Source organism: Kitasatospora sp. NPDC096204 (genome assembly GCF_044763205.1).
Taxonomy (GTDB): Bacteria; Actinomycetota; Actinomycetes; order Streptomycetales; family Streptomycetaceae; genus Kitasatospora.
Genome location: NZ_JBIWFT010000001.1, coordinates 402,553 through 419,930, shown reverse-complemented (window position 1 = coordinate 419,930; position 17,378 = coordinate 402,553). Strand labels below are relative to the sequence as shown.

11 protein-coding genes are annotated in these 17,378 nt (G+C 73.9%); 8 read left to right on the top strand and 3 right to left on the bottom strand.

Translation table 11 applies throughout. The features are described 5' to 3' along the window. Nucleotides 1-1,008 precede the first annotated feature (1,008 nt). Nucleotides 1,009-2,745 (top strand): ABC transporter transmembrane domain-containing protein, encoded by a 1,737-nt coding sequence (locus ACIQ87_RS01430; RefSeq protein WP_402399798.1) that lies wholly within the window; start codon nt 1,009-1,011, stop codon nt 2,743-2,745. Continuing rightward, nucleotides 2,742-4,499 carry an ABC transporter ATP-binding protein gene (locus tag ACIQ87_RS01425; protein WP_402399796.1) on the top strand — a complete coding sequence of 586 codons (1,758 nt, stop codon included), beginning with the start codon at nt 2,742-2,744 and terminating at the stop codon, nt 4,497-4,499. Before ACIQ87_RS01430 ends, ACIQ87_RS01425 begins: the two co-directional genes overlap by 4 nt. A 554-nt stretch (nt 4,500-5,053) precedes the next feature. Here ACIQ87_RS01425 and ACIQ87_RS01420 read toward each other — a convergent pair. Beyond that, complete coding sequence (locus tag ACIQ87_RS01420) at nt 5,054-5,491, bottom strand: hypothetical protein (protein WP_402399793.1); 438 nt, start codon at nt 5,489-5,491, stop codon at nt 5,054-5,056. Between the two features lie 95 nt (nt 5,492-5,586). Here ACIQ87_RS01420 and ACIQ87_RS01415 point away from each other — a divergent pair, with 95 nt between their 5' ends. Both ACIQ87_RS01415 and ACIQ87_RS01410 read left to right on the top strand, forming a co-directional pair. After that, nucleotides 5,587-6,084: an FG-GAP-like repeat-containing protein gene (locus ACIQ87_RS01415; RefSeq protein ID WP_402400015.1), complete on the top strand. Its 498-nt coding sequence runs from the start codon at nt 5,587-5,589 to the stop codon at nt 6,082-6,084. 450 nt (nt 6,085-6,534) lie between these two features. Continuing rightward, nucleotides 6,535-8,838, top strand: a complete 2,304-nt coding sequence (locus tag ACIQ87_RS01410) for a hypothetical protein (RefSeq protein ID WP_402399791.1) — start codon at nt 6,535-6,537, stop codon at nt 8,836-8,838. A 270-nt stretch (nt 8,839-9,108) separates the two neighbouring features. Here the strand turns inward: ACIQ87_RS01410 and ACIQ87_RS01405 are convergent, their stop codons facing one another. Further along, nucleotides 9,109-10,131 carry a LacI family DNA-binding transcriptional regulator gene (locus ACIQ87_RS01405; protein WP_402399788.1) on the bottom strand — a complete coding sequence of 341 codons (1,023 nt, stop codon included), beginning with the start codon at nt 10,129-10,131 and terminating at the stop codon, nt 9,109-9,111. Nucleotides 10,132-10,286: 155 nt separating this feature from the next. On the opposite strand from ACIQ87_RS01405, the gene ACIQ87_RS01400 reads away from it, so the two are divergent. Genes ACIQ87_RS01400 through ACIQ87_RS01390 form a run of 3 tightly spaced genes read left to right on the top strand, consistent with a single transcriptional unit; the run spans nt 10,287 to nt 14,791 of the window. Further along, nucleotides 10,287-11,540 carry an MFS transporter gene (locus ACIQ87_RS01400; RefSeq protein WP_402399785.1) on the top strand — a complete coding sequence of 418 codons (1,254 nt, stop codon included), beginning with the start codon at nt 10,287-10,289 and terminating at the stop codon, nt 11,538-11,540. Between the two features lie 38 nt (nt 11,541-11,578). Then, nucleotides 11,579-12,286, top strand: a complete 708-nt coding sequence (locus ACIQ87_RS01395; protein ID WP_402399782.1) for an alpha/beta fold hydrolase — start codon at nt 11,579-11,581, stop codon at nt 12,284-12,286. Between the two features lie 39 nt (nt 12,287-12,325). Continuing rightward, the gene (locus ACIQ87_RS01390; RefSeq protein ID WP_402399779.1) at nt 12,326-14,791 is read left to right on the top strand and encodes a beta-glucosidase; all 2,466 of its coding nucleotides are present in this window, start codon (nt 12,326-12,328) and stop codon (nt 14,789-14,791) included. A 127-nt stretch (nt 14,792-14,918) separates the two neighbouring features. Here the strand turns inward: ACIQ87_RS01390 and ACIQ87_RS01385 are convergent, their stop codons facing one another. Beyond that, nucleotides 14,919-15,644 carry a carboxylesterase family protein gene (locus ACIQ87_RS01385; protein ID WP_402399777.1) on the bottom strand — a complete coding sequence of 242 codons (726 nt, stop codon included), beginning with the start codon at nt 15,642-15,644 and terminating at the stop codon, nt 14,919-14,921. A 194-nt stretch (nt 15,645-15,838) separates the two neighbouring features. On the opposite strand from ACIQ87_RS01385, the gene ACIQ87_RS01380 reads away from it, so the two are divergent. Further along, entirely contained in the window at nt 15,839-17,236 is a 1,398-nt protein-coding gene (locus ACIQ87_RS01380; protein ID WP_402399774.1) for an NAD(P)/FAD-dependent oxidoreductase, read from the top strand. Nucleotides 17,237-17,378 lie beyond the last annotated feature (142 nt).

Here is a 17,378-nt window from a genome sequence, read left to right as displayed (position 1 = left end):
AGCACAACGCCCACGGGCTGAAAGTAGTTCCGAACCGCACCCCACAGGGCCACCGATCGTGGCCTCACACGCTTATCCGCGCACCGCCGCGGGACCCGATCGCCGTCGCGAGCCCACCGACCCCACCCCTCGCGCGAGCCCATTTATAATCAGCAAAACTGTAGCACACAAGTGCCCCGGCACACAACGCTGATTCAACGGAACATTTGCCCCCACACTGCCCCGGCCTTTCCAGGGCTTTACCCTGCTCGACTTTCCCGGAATGCGGCAGTATTTCCAGGTTGCGATCCGCGTAGGCAGCCGTCCCGCTCCGTGCCACGGTGGCACTCCCACAGGTCACGGGCGGGCAGACCCGGTCCGGCTACGCGACGTGCCGGGGGGCGACAGGTCAGCCGAAGTCGAGCCGCTCTCGTCCGGGTTCGCTCCGAGGCCGGTGCGGCCGGCTCGGGACGCGGAACCGTGGGGCCATGACGCGGCCCCACCGGCCGCCGGGCGCGCGCCCCGGGTCGGATCGGCAACTGGGCGTCCGGGACTGGACCGAGGCCTGGGGCCGGATCCCCCCGCGCACCGGGATCGAGCGGCGTCCGTCCACCCGGCGGTCAGGGCCGAACTTCCACCCGGCAGTGGCCACAGGGAAGGGAATCCTCAGGAGTGGACGCGAGCCGCGACCATCTCGACGGAAATCTCCCAGCCGTTCTCGCGGCGTCGATCGAGGCCGGTCTGATCAATATGTCCAAGGGGTCGAGAACTCCCTGGCGGATTTCTCGCCGGATTATCCTCGGCGAATATTCTGAAGGGCGGCAGAATGCGGGGTGAAACGCTTCTCCCCCGCACTTCGGCATCCCGTGGCCTGGTCGAGCCGGTTCCAGCAGCCCGCACAGATTCCGCGAAGCTGCTTCTTCATGATGAAGCAGCTCCTGCCCGTGGCGGCTACAGCCACAGGCGGTCGGTCGGGAGATGGAAGGAAATTCCGGACAAGGACCAGGAAAGGTGGTTAGGGTTCCACTCATGACGGATTCGTATGCCGACCCGGGAACCCCGGACCACCGAAGTGCTGCGCGCTACCTGTGGTGGCTGACCATGAGTCAGCGCCGACGGGTGACAGGTGGTGCGGTGATCGGCACCCTCTGGATGGTCTGCCTCCTGCTGCCGCCGTACCTCATGCAGCGTGCGATCGACGACGGGCTCCAGCGGGGGAAGACCGGCGTCCTGGTCGGCTGGGTGGCCGCACTGGTCGGCGCCGCGCTGCTCAACGCATGGCTCGGCATCATACGCCACCGCATCATGACGCGGGTCCGGATGGACGCCACCTTCCGGACCATCAAGGTCGTGGTCGCGCACTCCACTCGGCTGGGTGCCGAACTGCCCCGAAAGGTGACGGCCGGCGAGGTGGTCGGCATCGGTGTGGGCGACGTCGCGCAGATGAGCCAGACACTGACGATCACCGGCCCGGGCGTCGGTGCTGTCGTCGCGTACCTGGTGGCGGCCGCGCTGCTGATGTCGGTCTCCGTCCCGCTCGCCCTCGTGGTCCTGCTGGGGGTGCCGTTGCTCGCGGTCGTGGTCGGGCCGCTACTGGAACGCCTCCAGGGCGCGGAGTCCGAGTACCGCGAGCAGCAGGGGGCGCTGACCGCCCGGCTCGGGGACATCGTCGGCGGCATGCGCGTACTCAACGGCATCGGCGGCAAGGAGATGATGGCCGGCCGCTACCTGCGCGGATCGCAGAACCTGCAGGCCGAGGGATACCGGGTCGGCGCCGTGACCAGCTGGATCCAGGCGCTCTCGGTCGGCCTGCCCGCCCTCTTCCTCGCGTTGGTGACCTGGCTGGCCGCCCGGATGGCCGCCGAGGGCACCATCACGATCGGCACGCTGGTCGCCGTCTACGGCTACGTCGCCGTCCTGGTGGTGCCGGTCTCCAACTTCATCGAGGGCGGATACGACCTCACCAGGGGTCTGGTGGCCGCCCGTCGGGTGGTCCGGATGCTCGACCTGAAGCCCGCCTTCGAAGACGCCGCAACACTCCGGCCAGTCCGTGACGAGCCCTCAGTCCTGTACGACGCGGACACCGGTGTGGAACTGCTCCCGGGTCGGCTGACCGCGATCGTGAGCGCTCGCCCGGCCGATTCCGCGGCCGTGGTCGACCGGCTCGGCCGGTACAGCGCATCCGCTGCGACCTGGGGCGGCGTGCCGCTCGCCGAGGTCGCCCTGGCCGAGATCCGCAGCCGGATCGTGGTGGCGGACAACGACGCCGACTTCTTCTCCGGCACGCTGCGCACCGTGGTCGGCGGCCGGTCCGAGCACACCGGCCCGTTCATCGCCCAGGCCGTCAGAGACGCCGCGGCGGAGGACATCGTGCGGGCACTGCCCGAGGGCCTGGACACCGTGATCCAGGCCCAGGGCAGCAACCTCTCCGGCGGTCAGCGCCAGCGGCTGCGGCTGGTCCGTGCCCTGCTGGCGGACCCGGAGGTGCTCCTGCTGGTCGAGCCCACCTCCGCCGTGGACGCCCACACCGAGGCCGCCATGGCCGCTGGGCTACGCCGGGCGCGGACCGGGCGCACCACCGCCCTCACCTCGACCTCCCCCGTCCTCCTGGAGCAGGCCGACACCGTCTGCTACCTCGTCGACGGCCGTCTGGCGGCGGCCGGCCCGCACCAGGAACTGCTCGCATCGGAGCCCGGCTACCGCGCGCTGGTGGCCCGCGGCGACACCGCCACCGGGTCCACGCCCGCCGAGGAGGCCGTCCGATGACCGCTCAGACCGAGACCGCCCCCGGACGGCTCCCGATTGCCGGTCCCGCCGAGGTCCGCCGGGCCGCCGTGCGCCTGATGGGGCAGGACGGCCGTGCGGTCGCCGCGATGCTGACCCTCAACGGACTGGCCGCGGCCGCCGGTCTGGGCGGCCCCTGGCTGCTGGGCCGGATCATCGACGACGTCCGGGGCGGCGCCGGGGTCGGACACGTCGACCGACTCGCCCTCGGCATCCTCTGCTTCGCGCTCGCGCAGCTGCTCCTCGGCCGCTTCGCCCGCTACGCCGCTCACCGCTTCGGCGAGCGGACTCTGGCGCGGATCCGAGAGCGGTTCGTCGACCGCTCCCTCGCCCTGCCCGCTTCGGTGGCCGAACGCGCCGGCGCCGGTGACCTGCTGACGCGCGGCACCGCCGACGTCGCCACCGTCGGCACCACCCTGCGCGACGCCGGGCCGGAGGTCTCGGTGGCGCTCGTCCAGATCCTCCTGATCCTGGTCGCCATGCTCGCGGTCAACCCGCTGCTCGGTATCTGCGGGTTGCTCTGCCTCTCCGGGATCTGGTTCGCCACCCGCTGGTACCTGCACCGTGCACACGCGGGATACCTCGCCGAAGGCGCCGCCAACTCCGCGCTGATCGAGATCCTCACCTCCACCGCGGCAGGGGCCCGCACCGTCGAGGCCCTGGGCCTCCAGGACCGCCGGATCGCCGCCACGGCCGAGGCGGTGGAGCACTGCCGGGTCGCCCGTACCCACACCCTCAACCTGCGCACCGTCCTCTTTCCCGTGGTCGAGTTCTCGTACATCGCCCCGGTCGCGGGCATCCTGCTGCTCGGCGCCGCCCTGCGCGACACCGGCGCGGTCACCACCGGCGCGGTGGTCGCCTGTGCTCTCTACTTCTGGAAGCTCTCCGAGCCGCTGGACAAGGTCCTGCTCTGGCTCGACCAACTCCAGCGCAGCAACGCCTCCTTCGCCCGAGTCGAGGGCGTCGGCCAGGTGGACGCCCCGGCCGTGACCGGCGGCGGCCGGCCCGCGGACGACCGGATCGACGTGGTCGACGTCCGGTACGCCTACCAGGGCGAGCGGGACGTCCTGCACGGCGTCGACCTCACCGTCCGTCCGGGCGAGCGGCTGGCGGTCGTCGGCCCGTCCGGAGCCGGCAAGTCCACTCTGGGCCGGCTGCTGGCCGGGGTGCAGACGCCCCGCACCGGACGGGTGACGGTGGGGCAGGTACCTGTCGCCGAGCTCGACCCGGCCCAGTTGCGCCGACACGTCGTCATGGTCTCCCAGGAACATCACGTCTTCCTCGGCACCGTCCGGGACAACCTCCTGATCGCCGCGCCCGCCGCGGCCGACCAGGACCTGCACGCGGCGCTGGCCGCCGTCGACATCGACTGGGTGGACGAGCTGCCGGACGGGCTGGACACCGAACTCGGTGCCGGTGGGCTCCGCCTGGACGCTCAGCAGGCCCAGCAACTCGCCCTGGCCCGGGTGGTCCTGGCCGACCCGCACACGCTGATCCTGGACGAGGCCACCTCCCTGCTCGCCCCGACCACGGCCCGGCACACCGAGCGCTCGCTGGCGGCCGTGCTCAGGGAACGCACCGTGATCGCCATCGCCCACCGCCTGCACACCGCCCACGACGCGGACCGGGTCGCGGTCATGGAAGGCGGTCGGGTGACCGAACTGGGCAGTCACGAAGAGCTGTTGGCGGCCGGCGGCGGGTACGCCGCGCTGTGGAAGTCCTGGCACGGCGCCTGAGCGCGCCCCGCCCCTTCCCGTACGCCGGGTCAGGCGCCTCCGCCTTCCGGGAGTGGGGCGCCGGACTCCCGGAAGGAGTGGAGGCACCCGCCGTGCAGCTGCCGGGTAGCCGTCTTCACGCTCACAGGAGGTCCCCCACCGCCCGGGCCGGCTGACGCCTTGCGGAACGAGCCGGCGTTCTACCGGGTGCGCGGTTGGGCGGCCCGATCGGGTGCGCCCGGCCGGGCCCCGCCCTGGTGCCGGGGCCGGGCGGGGCGGGGCTGCGGACAGCGCCGGCGGCGCCGACAGCACGGACCGCTCTCACCGATCGCCGTCAACGGCAGGACCATCACGACCACCGCGGACGGCTGCTCGTCCACCACCTCGGCGGCCGGCGTCCCGCGGTGGCTCCCGTCCGGCTGATCGATCCCGCTACCGGGAACGGCCCGCGCGGCACGGAGAAAGCCCTCCATGCGCGAAGCGGGCCTCTCGGCCCACCCCGCCACACGAGGCCCGCCGACCTGGGGCCCGCCGACCGGTCGGGACCGCCCCCGACCGGCCGGCGAGACGTGCGGTCAGAGCGGCAGGCCCTGCCAGCCGCCGAAGCCGGTGGCCGAGGTGCCCGCACGGAAGTAGACGCGGCCGTCGGTGCCGACGGCGAACACGTGGAGGACGCCGTTTCCGTCGACGATCGCGGTCGGGTGCTCGTCCGCCATGACGGCGGCCGCTGTCGTCGTCGGCGCGTTCGTCACCCTGCCGCCCACGGCCCCCGCGTACGCGACCACCGGCTGCGGGCCGCTGGCTGCCGCGCCGGCGTCCGGCCCGAGCGCACCCCGGCCCGCGTCCTCGGCCTGGACCGGGAGTTGGGGCACCGCCATGAGCCTGGCCGGACCACCCGCCTCCTCGGGCGTGACGGGCCGGCAGACGCTGCGCATGGTCATCCACACCAGCATCGGCGGCAGCTCCGCCCGGATCCGCTTGGCGAACACCTTCAGCCCGGCCCCGGTGACCATCGGGCACGCCACCATCGCGGCCCAGGACGGGACCGCGGCCCGGAGCGGGAACCCGGCCACGGCAACCGCCGCGCCCGTCACCCTGACGTTCGGCGATCCGGCCAGGCCGTCATCCCGCCCGGCGGCGAGATCTACAGCGACCCCACCGCCTTCCCGGTCGCCGCGGACGAGAACCAGCTGGTCAGCCTCTGGATCCCCAACGGGATCACCACCGCGCCCTACCACCCCTACACGCTCACCACCTCCTACACCTCCGCTCCCGGCGACGGCGCCGACCACAGCCAGGACACCGACGGCGCCGACCTCCCGGCCAGGTACGACTACTGGGCCCCGGCCACGCCGACCTGATGGCCCGGGAGGACCCGACGGGCAACCTGTACCTGTGGCCCGGCAACGGGGACGGCACCTTCGGCAGCCGCGTCCTCGTCACCGACGGCTGGGGCCCGTTCTCCCAGACGCTCGCCGGGGACTTCCGCGGCACCGGCCACGCCGACCTCATCGCCCGCAACGACACCTACGGCGTCCTCGACGAATGGGTCAACACGGGCGGAGCCTCCTTCACACGCCCCTTCCGGCTCACCGACGGCTGGTGAACACCGAGGGGTGATCCGGGCGGTCGGCGCTGGTGAACGTCACGTCGGCGACCACCGCCCACACCATCGCGTCCCACTCGCCTTGGCCCTCGGTGAGCCACGGCCCCAGGTCGGGACGCTTCCCACCCCGGCCCCGAGCTCCCCGTCGCGCTGCTCCTGATGACCCCGGAACACCGGCCACTTGGGCGCCGCGCCGGTGGCCACGGCGGCGGCCGGCGCGGCGCGGTCGCGGGTGTCGACGGGGTCGATCGCGCGTTCGGCAAAGAGGTCCGGCGCGGCCACCGGGGCTTCCCGGACTCCTGTTCGGTGGCTGCGGCGAAACTGTTGAGCGATGAACAAAGGGATGTGACATATTATTGGGCCCGGTCGAATCCGGACGTATCGTCACGATTCCTCCCGGAGGGCACACCCTCACCCTCCTGAACCCCCGAACAACTCCTGGAGTCCCCCATGAGAGACCGCATACCATCCGCCAGCAGCGGGGAACGCCCGGCAGCCGAACGCCGGCCCCGGCGCCTGCCCGGCAGGGCGGTCCTCGGGGTTCTCGCCGCCTCGGCGCTCGCGTTCGCCCCGTCCGCGGCGCTCGTCGCCCCCTCGGCGTCGGCCGCTCCGACCGCGGACAAGGCCCCGGCGGGCAAGGCCGCTCGGGGGGCCGCCGCCCAGCGGCCGATCGGCCCGGCCCCGACGGTGGACCTGCTCGCGCACGGCAACCTCACCATGGCGTCCAACTCGGTGCTGACCTGCGACGACAGCGACGGCTCGGTCTGCAACGACACCGAGGGCACCAACAACAACCGCACCAAGTACGTGAAGACCGACCCGAACGCGCCCGGCAACAACGCGTCCTCCGCGCAGCTGGCGATCCCGGCCGGGTCCCAGGTGCTGTCGGCCCGTCTGTACTGGCAGTTCAACCCGACCAACACCAGCAACGCGGGCGGCACCTCAGGGGACATCAACACCGGCAACACGGTGTCCTGGAAGGTCCCCGGCGGCTCCTCCTACGAGCAGCTCACCGCCGACACCTACGACTGGTTCGACCAGCAGGTCGGCGGCAACCCGCCGGAGCCGCTGCTCGCCGGGGCGGGCGTGAAGGACGTCACCGCCCAGGTGAAGGCCGCCGGCCCGGGCAACTACACCGTCTCGAACATCCAGGCGTGCGCCGGACGTTCCTCCGCGCAGAACTACGGCGGCAACAACGTGGGCTGCTGGGGCGGCTGGTCGCTGGTGGTGGCCTACGAGAACCAGGCGGAGCCGCTGCGCTACCTCCAGGTCTGGGACGGCTTCCAACTGCTGCGCCACCCCGACAACCTGGCGACGCTCACCCTCTCCGGCATCCACACGCCCGCCACGGCCCCGCGGGCCACCATGGGGGTCACCGTCGGCGACGGCGACGCACCGATCCAGGGCGACCAGCTGCTGATCGGTTCCTCGACCGACAACCTGACGCTGCTGTCGATGCCCGGCCCCGCCGGCGCCGCCACCGACAACGCCTTCGCCGGCCGGATCGACCACGTCGCGGCGAACGGGACGGGCACCAACATCACGACCCGCGACCCCGCGCCGGTCAACAACTACGGCTACGACGCCCGGATGATCGACGTCACCGGCAAGATCCCCGCCGGCAGCACCCAGGCCGTGCTCCGGATCAACGGCGCGGGCGACGCGCTGCACCCGCAGGCGGCCTGGCTCGCCGTCGACGCGCTCGAACCGGATCTGCAGATCACCAAGGCCAACAAGCCGGCCGGCTCCACCACGAACAACCCGCCCGGCACCGTCGACCCCGGCGCCGAGATCACCTACACCTTCACCGTCGCCAACCGACGCAAGGACGGCAGCACCGCCGACCTCGACACCGCCACCGGCGTCACCCTGACCGACGTGCTGCCCACCGGCACCGGCTACGTCGACGGCTCCGGCCCCGGCTGCACCGCCGCCGGACGCAACGTCACCTGCACCGCCGCCGACCTCGCGCCGGGCGCCGAGACCACCGTCTCCTTCCGCGCCCGGGTCGACGCCGGGCTCGCGCCGGGCACCAAGCTCGACAACACCTCCTCGCTGGCCTACCGCGGCGCCCAGACCGGCCGCGACCAGCAGCGCACCAGCAACACCGTGCGCAACACCGTCTCCGAGCACGCCGGCTACCGGCTCGCCAAGACCGCCGACAAGGCCCAGGCCCTGCCCGGTGACACCGTGAAGTACCAGGTGGACATCACCAACACCGGGAACGCGCCGATCACCGGGCTGAACGTCACCGACGACCTGAGCGCCGTCCTCGACGACGCCACGTACAACGGTGATGCCACCGCCACCTCCGGCAAGGTGTCCTACGCCCAGCCGGTGCTCGGCTGGACCGGCGACCTGCCGGTCGGCGGCAGCGCCCGGGTGACGTACACGGTGAAGGTGAACGACCCGGCCGCCGGGGACCACACGCTGCGCAACACCGTGGTGTCCGACCGGCCCGGCGGCACCTGCCCGGTCGGCTCGACCGCCGGCGAGTGCACCGCCACGGTGACGGTGACCATGTCGACGCCGTCCCCGACGTCCTCGCCCTCGGCGACGGCGACCGGCAGCCCCAGCTCCCACCCGGAGCCCACCGGCACGCAGCAGCCGGGCGCCGGCGGTAACGGCGGCGGCGGCGGCGGCCTCGCCGCGACGGGCAGCCAGGTCGCGCTGATCGGCGGCATCGGCGCCGCCGTCGTCCTCGGCGGCGCGGCCCTCGTCCTCGCCTCCCGCCGTCGGAGCCACCGGCACTGACGCCCCGTTCCTGGATTGAAGGCGGCCCCACCGCGATTGGGCGGTGGGGCCGTTTCCCCTTTCCCGCCGGAGGAACCGACATGGCGCCCGGGCCCTCCGGCGGACCGGAGGGCCCGGTCTCCACAACCGCAGGACGAAGGGTGGGCTGGTCGCGCTGCCGCACCTTCGGCGATCGGCCGTCGACCGGTCCGTCAACACGCCGCCCCCGGGCGTCCAGGCACCCGGGGGCGGTCCCCGCCGGCGGCCGGCGACGGAAGTTCGAGGAGGGTTCTACGAGGAGTCGCGGGCGATCAGCTCGACGGTCATCAGGTCCCGGTTGAGCGGGGGTGCCTCCGGGTCGGAGACCACGCGGTCGACGAGCTCGGCCAGCTCCTCGCCGGACGGCAGCCTCATCCGGACCGAGCTCAGCCGGGGCCGCAGCAGCCGGGCGAGCAGCAGGTCGTCGGCACCGACCAGGGCCACCGCCCCGGGGACGTCCAGACCGGCGTCCTGCAAGGCGCGCAGGGCGAGCATCGCGTACTCGTCGTTGTAGCCGAACAGTCCGTCCAGGGCGAGTTCGCGGCACCGGACGGCGAGTTCGGCGGCGGACTCCTCGGTGTAGTCCAGCGGCAGCGGCTCGACCAGGGCACCGGAGCCCGCCGATGCGGCGGCGCTCCGGGCACCGGCCAGCCGGGGGCCACTGAAGAGGGCGAGCCCCGGGTCGGTCGGCATGACGACGCCGATCCGGCGGCGGCCACGGTCCAGCAGGTGGGCGACGGCACTGACGCCGACCTCACGCTGGTCCATGATCAGCGCGTGCGCGCCGGACACCGGTGGGGCCCCGAGGGTGAGCACCGCCCGGGTGCCGGAGCGCCGCAGGATCCGCACGCCGTCGGGGGTGAGCCCGGGCGTGAGGCAGAGCACGGCCGTGGGCCGGAGCTCGGCCCAGGCACGGGCGGCGTCCTCGCCGCCGCCCGGGGTGGAGCCGTGCAGGACCCCGGTGTAGCCCCGGCGGTTCAGGGCCTCCTGCAGCTCACGGTGGAAGCCGCTGAACAACGGGCCGATCGGTACGGCGGCGCCGGCCAGGAGCACCAGGCCCGTACGGCCGGCCCGCAGCGAGCGGGCCGCGGCGTGTGGGACGTAGCCGAGCCGGTCGGCGGCGGCCCTGACCTTGGCCCGCGTCTGCTCGCTGACCCGGCCGCCGGCCGTGTTGTTGAGCACGAAGGAGACCGTGGCGCGGGAGACGCCGGCCAGCCGGGCGACATCGGCGCTGGTGGGCGGCGGGGCGCTGGGTTCGGTGGGGTCTCTGTTCATAACGGTTCGAATCTTTTCACGGCCGGCTCTGGCCGTGGGGTGGAATCCCCTGCTAAACAGCTGGTTACACGAGTAACCGTTACACGTGTAACCTGATTCCAGATCCGCCGCCCGGTCCCCACCCGACCGCCGGGCACTCTCTCCCGGAGGGCAATGTGGCCCTTTCCCCCGCCCGCGACGTGCCGCAGGACGGCCCGAGAGTCCGTACGGACGACCCGGCGCCCGCCACCCGCGGCCTGCTGCCGCTGCTCTTCGCCGGCAACACGGCGATGTACGCGCTCTACCTCGGCATCGGCAGCGTGCTGCTACCGCTGCACATCGAGCACCTCGACCCGGCCTCCAAGGTGGCCAACCTCGGCCTGGTCAGCGGCGTGGCCGCGATCTTCGCCACCTTCTTCAACCCGTTCGCCGGTGCCCTGTCCGACCGCTCCGGCCGGCGCAACCCGTGGATCCTGGGCGGCGGCCTGGCCACGGTGGCCGCCATGGCCCTGCTCGGCAGCGTGAACTCGGTGCTGCTGGTCTGCATCGCCTGGTGCCTCGGCCAGGCGGCGATGAACTTCTACCAGGCCGCGCTCACCTCGGTGGTGCCCGACCGCGTCCCGGCGGAGCGCCGGGGCACCGCCTCCGCCGCCGTCGGACTCGGCCTGCCGGTCGGCTCCACCCTCGGCGTGCTGGCGGCCTCCGCCTTCTCCGACCGCATCGGCACCGGCTACCTCGTACTCGGACTGCTGGTCGCCCTGGCTGCCGCGCTCTTCAGCGGCCTCGCCCGCGAGCGCCGCATGCCCGCCAAGCAGCCCGCGCCGCTGCGCGAGCAGGCCGCGGCCTTCCTCGGCGTGCTGCGCGTGCCGGACTTCCGCTGGGCGTTCGTCGGCCGGGCGCTGCTGGTCCTGGGCTACTTCGCCGTCGTCGGCTACCAGCTGTACATCCTCCAGGACCACATCGACCTGCCCGGCGGCCTCTCCCCCGAGGGCGCGATCGCGATCCTCACCCCGGTCTCCTCGGTCGCCATGGCCGTCTCCACCGTCGTCGGCGGGGTGCTCTCGGACCGGCTGGACCGCCGCAAGCTGTTCGTCTCGCTCTCGGCGGCGCTCTCCGGGATCGCCCTGCTGATCCCGGTGATCAGCCCCACCTGGCCCGCCATGATCGTCTTCTCCGCCGTCAACGGCCTCGCGTTCGGCTGCTTCATGGCCGTCGACACCGCGCTGGTCACCATGGTGCTGCCCAAGGCCGAGGACGCCGCCCGCGACATGGGCGTCCTCAACATCGCCAACTCCGGGCCGCAGATCGTCGCGCCCTTCGTGGCCTCCGCCGTGGTCGGCCTCGGCGGCTACACCCCCCTGTTCCTGCTCGGCGCCGCACTCGCGGCGGCCGGCGCCCTGGCGGTCCGCCCGATCCGAGGCGTCCGCTAGCCCACGTTCCGGTCATTCACCAGAAAGGTTTCTCCTCTATGAAGCTGCACACCCACGAGTGGGGCACCGGAGACCGCGTCGCGCTCCTGGTGCACGGCATCATGTCCGACCACCGCACCTGGCGGCGGGTCGGCCCGGCCCTGGCCGAACGCGGCTACCGGGTCATCGCCGTCGACCAGCGCGGCCACGGGCTGAGCCCGCGCGGCACCGGCGGCACCCCGCAGGAGCGCTACGCCCTGGACGCCTACGCCGAGGACCTGGTCGAGACCCTGCCCGCCGGGGCCGAGCTGGCCATCGGGCACTCGCTCGGCGGCATCACCCTGCTGCGCGCCGTCGAGCGGCTGAAGCCGGCCCGCGCCGTCTACGTCGACCCGGGCTGGCAGTTCGCGCAGGCCGAGGGGGTCGACCCGGCAATGTTCGTGGAATTCCGCAACGCCACCCGGGACCAGGTCGCCGCCCTCAACCCGCGCTGGGAGGACGCCGACATCGACGTCGAGCTCGCCACCCTCGCCGCCTGGGACCCGGACTCCGCCCTGGCCATGCCCGGCCAGGAGTCCGGCCTGCCGACCGCCCCCGCCGTGCCCTCCCTGGTGGTCCTGGCCGACCAGAGCTTCCTGGTGAGCGCCTCGGACGCCGAGCTGCTGCGCGGGCGCGGCTTCGAGGTGCGCACCGTGCCGGGCGCCGGGCACACCGTCCACCGGGACGACCACGCCGGCTTCATGGCCGCGCTGGAAGGGTGGATCTGAACCGTGAACCACCGCGAGAAACACCTCAGGGAGACCTCCGTGACCACCGACGCCCGGCGTGAGGCCGCCGTCGACACCGCCCTCGCCCGCCTGGACCTGCCCGCCAAGGTCGCCCTGCTCGCCGGGGCCGACATGTGGTCACTGCCGGCCGACGAGGAGATCGGCCTCGGCCGGCTGGTGATGTCCGACGGCCCGGCCGGCGTGCGCGGCGAGCAGTGGACCCCGGACGACCCGTCCGTGGCCCTGCCCTCGCCGACCGCGCTCGCCGCCACCTGGGACCTCGACCTGGTCCGCCGGGCCGGCCGGCTGCTCGCCCAGGAGGCCCGGCGCAAGGGCGCCCACGTGGTGCTCGCGCCGACCGTCAACCTGCACCGCAGCCCGCTCGGCGGACGCCACTTCGAGTGCTACTCGGAGGACCCCCTGCTCACCGGCGAGATCGGGACCGCCCTGGTCTCCGGCGTCCAGGACGGCGGCGTCGGCACCACGCCCAAGCACTTCGTCGCCAACGACTCGGAGACCGACCGGTACACCGTCGACGTCCGGGTGGACGAGCGCACCCTGCGCGAGCTGTACCTGGCGCCGTTCGAGACCATCGTGAAGAAGGCCCACCCCTGGGGCCTGATGGCCGCCTACAACGCCGTCAACGGCCCCACCATGAGCGAGCACACCGAGCTCAACACCACGGTGCTGCGCGAGGAGTGGGGCTTCGACGGCATCCTGGTCTCGGACTGGACCGGGGCCCGCGACACCGTGCGGGCCGCGCTCGGCGGCCTCGACGTCGCGATGCCGGGCCCGGCCACCGTCTACGGCGAACACCTGGTGCGGGCCGTCCGCGAGGGCCTGGTGCCCGAGACCGTGGTCGACGACATGGCCCGCCGGGTCCTGCGGCTGGCCGCCCGGGTCGGCCTGCTGGCCGGCTCGCCGGCCGCCGTCCCGACGGCGGACCTGCCCGCGCCCATCGACGGCGAGGCGCTGGTACGCGAGCTGGCGGCGCGCTCCTTCGTCCTGCTGCGCAACGAGGGCGGCGTACTGCCGCTGGATCCCGCCCCCGCCTCGCTGGCGCTGCTCGGCGCGGCCGCGGCCGAACCCCGGATCGGCGGCGGCGGCAGCGCCCAGGTCTTCCCGACCACACTGGTCACCCCGTTGGACGGCCTGCGCGCCGCGCTGGGCGACCGCACCCGCCTGGTCCACGCGGTCGGCGCCGACCCACGGACCTTCCTCCCCCCGGCCGCCTTCCCGTGCCGCGCCGAACTACGCGGCGCCGAGGGCTCCCTGGGCGCGACCGCGCTGGCCGACGGCGGTGTCCGCTGGCTCGGCGCCCTGCCCGGCGGAGTTCCCTTCGAGGACCTCCGCGAGGTCCGGCTGACCGGCACCCTGACCGCCGACGCGGCCGGGCGGCACCAGCTGGCCGTCCGCGGCGTCGGCCGGTTCCGGCTGGAGGCGGACGGCCGGGTGCTCTTCGACGGCCTGCTGAACGCCGAGGGCGAGGACCCGGCCGCGGCCTTCCTCAACCCGCCGGAGCACCGCGTCGAACTGGACGTCGCCGAGGACGGACAGGTCGCGGTCGCGCTGACGTACACCATGCCGGAGGCGGGCGACGTCGCCGGCTTCGGCCTGGTCTCCTTCGCCCTCGGCCACGCCGAGCCGGCCGCCTCCGCGGAGGAGCTGATCGAGCAGGCCGTCGCGGCCGCTCGCGACGCCGAGGTCGCGGTGGTCGTGGTCGGCACCACCGAGGAGGTGGAGAGCGAGGGCGTGGACCGGGCCGGCTTGCGGCTGCCCGGCCGCCAGGACGAGCTGGTCGCCCGGGTCGCGGCCGCCAACCCGCGCACCGTGGTGGTCGTCAACGCCGGCGCCCCGGTCCTGATGCCCTGGCGCGAGGAGGTGGCGGCCGTGCTGCTCGGCTGGTTCCCCGGCCAGCAGGCCGGCGAGGCGCTGGCCGACGTCCTGCTCGGCACGGTCGAGCCGACCGGCCGGCTGCCCACCACCTGGCCCGCCGAGGAGGCCGACAGCCCGGTCCGGGAGGTCACGCCGACCGACGGCCGGCTCGACTACAGCGAGGGCCTGTTCATCGGCTACCGCGCCTGGCAGCGCCGGGCCGGCGCCGCACCCGCGTACTGGTTCGGAGCCGGCGAGGGCTACACCGCCTGGTCCTACGAGAGCCTGGAGGCACGGCTGGTGGACGGCACCACCGACGCGCTCGCCGAGGTGACCGTACGGCTGCGCAACACCGGCGAGCGCCCCGGGCGCGAGGTGGTGCAGGTCTACCTCGCCACCGACGGCTCCGACCGCAGCCGCCCGGACCGCCAGCTGGCCGGCTTCGCGGTGGTCGAGGCCGCGCCGGGCGCCGTCGCCACCGCGCGGATCACCGTCCCGCGCCGAGCCGTGGAAAGCTGGGACACCGCCGCCCGCGCCTGGCGCGTCAACCCGGGCGTGCACACCGTCGAGGCCGGCCGCAGCGCCGGGGACCGGCCGCTCGCGATCGCCCTGGTCGTGCCGCAGGACTGACGCCGACCAGGCCGCCCTGCCCCCGACGCACCGCCGGGGGCAGGGCCAGGTGGGGCAGAGGCCCGCACCATCGCCTCCCGATTCCCCTGCCGCTCCCGATCGGAGCGACGATCCGATCGGGGGACAGTCACACGATCCGCCGGGCGGCTCCCAGGGGCGGCGGGCATGTCGCACCGAGCCAGATCTCCCGCACGGAGCTCAGCGGGTCGCGTTCCGGCCGCGGCTCGGCGTGCCAGCGCATGGTGGCGCGGCCGTCCCGGTAGGGGGGCCAGGCGGCACCCGGGGCGAGGTCGCGGACGAAGGCGACCCAGGCGCCGTGGACGGCGTCGGCCAGATCCTGCGGTGGCTCCGTACCGAGAGCCGCCGTGACGCCCTCGGCGTGCAGGAGATCGAAGGCGAAGGGCAGGTCGATGCAGTGGTAGGCCTGGCCGGTGCGGCCGGGAGCGGTGCCGGACCAGTCGAACTGGTAGAGCCAGGTGGGCCGTTCGCATTCGGCGCGGGCCTCGGCGATGGCCAGGGCCGGGGCGCGGAACAGCCAGTCGGTGATCGCCTCGCCCTCCGCCGCGCCCGGCCGCTCGGCCAGGAAGCGCGCGGCCCGGTGCTCGTCCAGGCCCAACGCGCTGAGCAGGAGGGGAAGTTCGGTGTCCGACCGGTCACCCTGGGAGCCCGGGGCGGCGAACTCGTGCGCGGTGAAGCCGAGCAGCAGCGCGACGTCCGCCTCGGCCGCGCAGAGGGCGCGGCGCAGCTCGTAGAGACCGGGGCCGTCGGCGTTCGAGGCCTTGGCGGTCTGCATGGAGTCGTCGTTGGTCAGCAGCACGCGCAGGCCGGCCAGCGGGCTGTCCGCCGCGGGCACGGGCCTGCCCCCGCGTCCGGCCGGATCCTGAGCACACCCCACCAGCCGGGATCCCGGACCGGATCGGGCTCACGGCAGTCGGCCCAACCCTTATGTCAACACCATTGACGTTGAATCCGGCGCGACGGTCTGATGGCGGCATACGGAGGCCCGGCCTCCGTGCACCGCCGCCATGCACCGAAGGAGCCACCGCCATGGCCGACCCCGTCCGTGCCCTCCAGGACGCCCAGCCCCTGCCGTTCTGGCTCGATGACCCAGCCCGGCCCGCCGCCGCCTCCGCCGTCGTCGGCGACGTGCGCTGCGACCTCCTCGTGGTCGGCGGCGGCTACAGCGGACTGTGGACCGCACTCATCGCCAAGGAACGCGACCCCTCGCTCGACGTCGTCCTCATCGAGGCGCAGGAGACCGGCTGGGCCGCCTCCGGCCGCAACGGCGGCTTCTGCGAAGCCAGCCTCACCCACGGCCTCGCCAACGGGTACCAGCGCTGGCCCGGCGAACTCGACGCGCTGGAACGCCTCGGGGCCGCCAACCTCCAGGCCATGGAGGACACCGTCGAGCGCCACGGCATCGACTGCGACTGGGAGCGCACCGGCTCCCTCGTCGTCGCCACCGAGCCCCACCAGGTCGACGAGCTGCACGAGTTCGCCGACCTCGCCGCGCGCTACGGCAGCCGGCCCGACGTCCTGGACCGCGAGGCCGTCCGCGCCGAGATCGACTCCCCCACCTTCCTCGGCGCGCTGTGGGACCGCGAGGGCGTCGCCATGCTCAACCCCGCCCGCCTCGCCTGGGGCCTCAAGCGGGCCTGCCTCGACCAGGGCGTGCGGATCTTCGAACACACCCCCGCGACCGGCCTGACCGACTCCCCGCGCGGGATCACCGTCCGCACCCCGTACGGCCGCGTCGGCGCCCGCCGCGTGGCACTCGCCACCAACGCCTTCCCCTCCCTGCTGCGCCGCCACCGCCCGTACACCGTGCCGGTCTACGACTACGCGCTGATGACCGAACCGCTGACCGCCGCCCAGCTCGCCTCGGTGGGCTGGCGCAACCGCCAGGGCTTCTCGGACAGCGCCAACCACTTCCACTACGTCCGGCTCTCCGCCGACAACCGCATCCTGTTCGGCGGCTACGACGTGGTCCACCGGTTCCGCGGCCGGGTCCGGGCCGAACGCGACCAGCGGCCGGAGACCTTCGCCACCCTCGCCCGGCACTTCGCCCGGACGTTCCCCCAGCTGGAGGGCGTGCGGTTCACCCACGCCTGGGGCGGCGCGATCGACACCTGCACCCGGTTCAGCGCCTTCTTCGACCTCTCCCACGACGGGCGGGTCGCCTACGCGGCCGGCTACACCGGCCTCGGCGTCGGCGCCACCCGCTTCGGGGCCGAGGTGATGCTCGACCTCCTGGCCGGCGCCCGCACCGAACGCACCGCCCTGGAGATGGTCCGTCGCAAGCCGCTGCCCTTCCCGCCCGAGCCGGCCCGCTCGATCGGCATCGGGATCACCCAGTGGGCCCTCACCCGCGCCGACGCCAACGCCGGACACCGCAACCTCTGGCTGCGCACCCTCGACCGCTTCGGCCTCGGCTTCGATTCCTGAGCGAATCGCCGGCCGGCCCGGGGCGGGGGCGAGCTGCTGGCGGCGGGCCAGCGCCCCGCGGGAGCCCGGCCGCCCCCGGGCGCGGGGGGCCCGCGGCGCCCCGCCCCCCCGGGGGGGGTGCGGCGAGCCCACGGCAGGCACC